The 2512-nt window shown below is 71.2% G+C and carries 2 protein-coding genes; both read left to right on the top strand.

The genetic code is table 11. The features are described from left to right. Nucleotides 1-286: 286 nt before the first annotated feature. Nucleotides 287-1681, top strand: coding sequence for an SLC13 family permease (locus G7A99_RS18010; RefSeq protein WP_163142759.1), 1395 nt, complete (start codon nt 287-289; stop codon nt 1679-1681). 144 nt (nt 1682-1825) lie between these two features. Further along, a partial coding sequence (locus G7A99_RS18005; protein WP_163142756.1) for an MBL fold metallo-hydrolase occupies nt 1826-2512 on the top strand: 687 nt, incomplete at its 3' end.

Genomic DNA, 2512 nt, shown 5'->3' with positions numbered 1-2512 from the left:
GCCGGGCCTCGCGTAGGTTGTGCGCCGCAGGCGTGCAACATTCCCCCGATGCCGGTGTGATCGCGGCCCTGAACCAGCCCATGGCTGACGGCGCCACGACCGTCCCTGCTCACCGTCCGCGATCCTTTCCGGGCGAGGTGCGACGACCCCGTTGTCCGGGATGACGCCCGGCCGTTCCGGCGCGGCGGGGCAATGGCATCCCCGGCACCGGGGTGCGATCGCGGTACCATCACGCGTTCCGGGCGCGGCAGCGCCCCCGCGACACATCCGAACCGGGAAGGGCCCAATGACACCGTTTTCGCCGAGACCGCCGACGATCGCCGCGCTCGTCACCACCGTTCTGGCCGCCGGACTGGTGCTCGCGGGACCGGTGTGGCTGCCCCGCGAGGCGGCGGTGGCCGCGGGGCTGGCGCTCTTCGCCATCGGGCTGTGGGCGAGTTCGGCGGTGCCCGCCGGCCTGGCAAGCCTGGCGTTCTTCGCCCTGGCGATGCTGCTCGACGCCGCGCCTGCCTCCGTCGTGTTCAGCGGCTTCGAGGCCAAGGCCTTCTGGCTGGTTTTCGGCGGGCTGATCCTCGGCATCGCCGTGCACCACACCGGTCTGGGAACCCGCCTGGCACGGCGGGTGGGCGAGCGCCTGCACGGCGGCTACGGGCTCATCATCGGCGGGCTGGTGGGGATCGCCGTGGCGCTGTCGTTCGTGATCCCGTCGTCCATGGCCCGGGTCATGCTGCTCGTGCCCCTCACCACGGAGGTCGCCGAGCGCTTCGGGTTCGCCCCCGGCACGCGCGGGCGAACCGGCATGGTCCTGGCAGTGATCCTGGGGAGCAACCAGCCCGCCTTCTCGATCCTCACCGCGAACGTGCCGAACGTCGTCCTCATGGGCCTCGCCGAGCACGTCCACGGCGTGGCGTTCACCTACGGCGAGTACCTGCTCCTGCACTTCCCGGTGCTCGGGCTGGGGCGCGCGGCGCTGCTGGTGGCGGCGATCCTGCTGCTCTTCCCGGACCGGCCTCGGCCACGCAGCGAGTCCGTCAGGGACGCCGTGGCCGAGGCACCACTGTCCCGGCCGGAACGGGCCGTCGGCCTGATCCTGGCCGCGGCGGTGGCACTCTGGGCGACGGACTGGCTGCACGGCGTGTCGGCGGCGTGGGTGGCCCTCACCGCGGGACTGGTCTGCCTGGTACCGGGGGCCGGGCTCACGCCGAAGGACACGCTCAACGGCCGGGTGAACTACGAGATCCTCTTCTACCTCGCCGGCGTCCTCGGCCTCGGCGGGCTCCTCGCCCACTCCGGCGCCGGGCGCATCGCCGCGGAGGCCCTCCTGCCGCTGCTGCCCCTGGACCCCGGTAACCCGCTGCAAAGCTTCATCGTCCTCGCCCTCGGCTTCATCGCCATCGCCCCGTTCACCACGGCGGCAGGCCTCGTGGCAGTGGTGACGCCGCTGGCGGGGGACATCGCACACGCCTCCGGGCTGCCGCTGGACACCGTGCTGATGACCCAGGTGGTCGGTTTCTCGACAATGCTGCTGCCCTACCAGGTCCCACCCCTGATGGCGGGCTGTCTGCTCGCGGGCGAGCCCGTCGGCAAGGCGACCCGCCTGACGCTGACGATGGCTGCGATCACGGTGGTGGTGCTGCTGCCGCTGACCTACCTGTGGTGGTCGCTGCTCGGCTGGCTGTAGCGCCCCACCGGCTACACTGTCAGCGATGCCCCCCACGGCCACGTGGCCGTGCACGAAACGCAGAATTTCCGGAGGCCGGTTTCCCGGGGGCGCTAACCTCGGCCCTGCGCAACACAACCATTCGAGACGATCAGGAGGGCTGTCATGAGACATGGCTATCGCTTGCGGATCACGGCGTTCGCCCTGGCCGCCATCATTCCGCTGGCCTTCACCCAGGCGGCATCCGCCGCAGCGCCGACACCGGACACCCGCAATCCGGGGTACTACCACGTACAGGTGGGCGCCTTCCAGGTCACCGCCCTGTCCGACGGCACCGTCGAGCTGCCGATGGACAAGCTGCTCCATGCCCCGGCGGACGAGGTCCGGGCGGCCCTGAAGGCGCATTTCCTCAGTGCACCGACGGAGACCTCGGTGAACGGCTACCTGATCAACACCGGCGACGAGCTGGTGCTGGTGGACACCGGGGCCGGCAGCCTGTTCGGGCCAACCCTCGGTAACCTGGTGCACAGCCTGGAGGCGGCGGGCTACCGCCCGGAACAGGTGGACGAGGTCTACCTGACGCACATGCACCCGGACCACCTCGGTGGCCTCACCCAAGACGGCGAGCGGGTATTCCCGAACGCCGTGGTGCGCGCGGACCGGGACGACAGCGCGTACTGGCTCGACCCGGCGAACATGGAAAAGGCCCCGGAAGGCCGGAAGGGCATGTTCAAGGGCGCCATGGCCTCGCTCAAGCCGTACCGGGAGGCGGACGCCTTCGAGCCGTTCGACGACGGCACCGAGCTGGCCCCCGGGATCCACGCCCAGCCCGCCCCCGGCCACACGCCGGGC

This window comes from Arhodomonas sp. KWT (assembly GCF_010993615.1).
The sequence above is the reverse complement of the archived record's forward strand: the minus strand, read 5'-3'. Positions and strand labels throughout refer to the sequence as shown.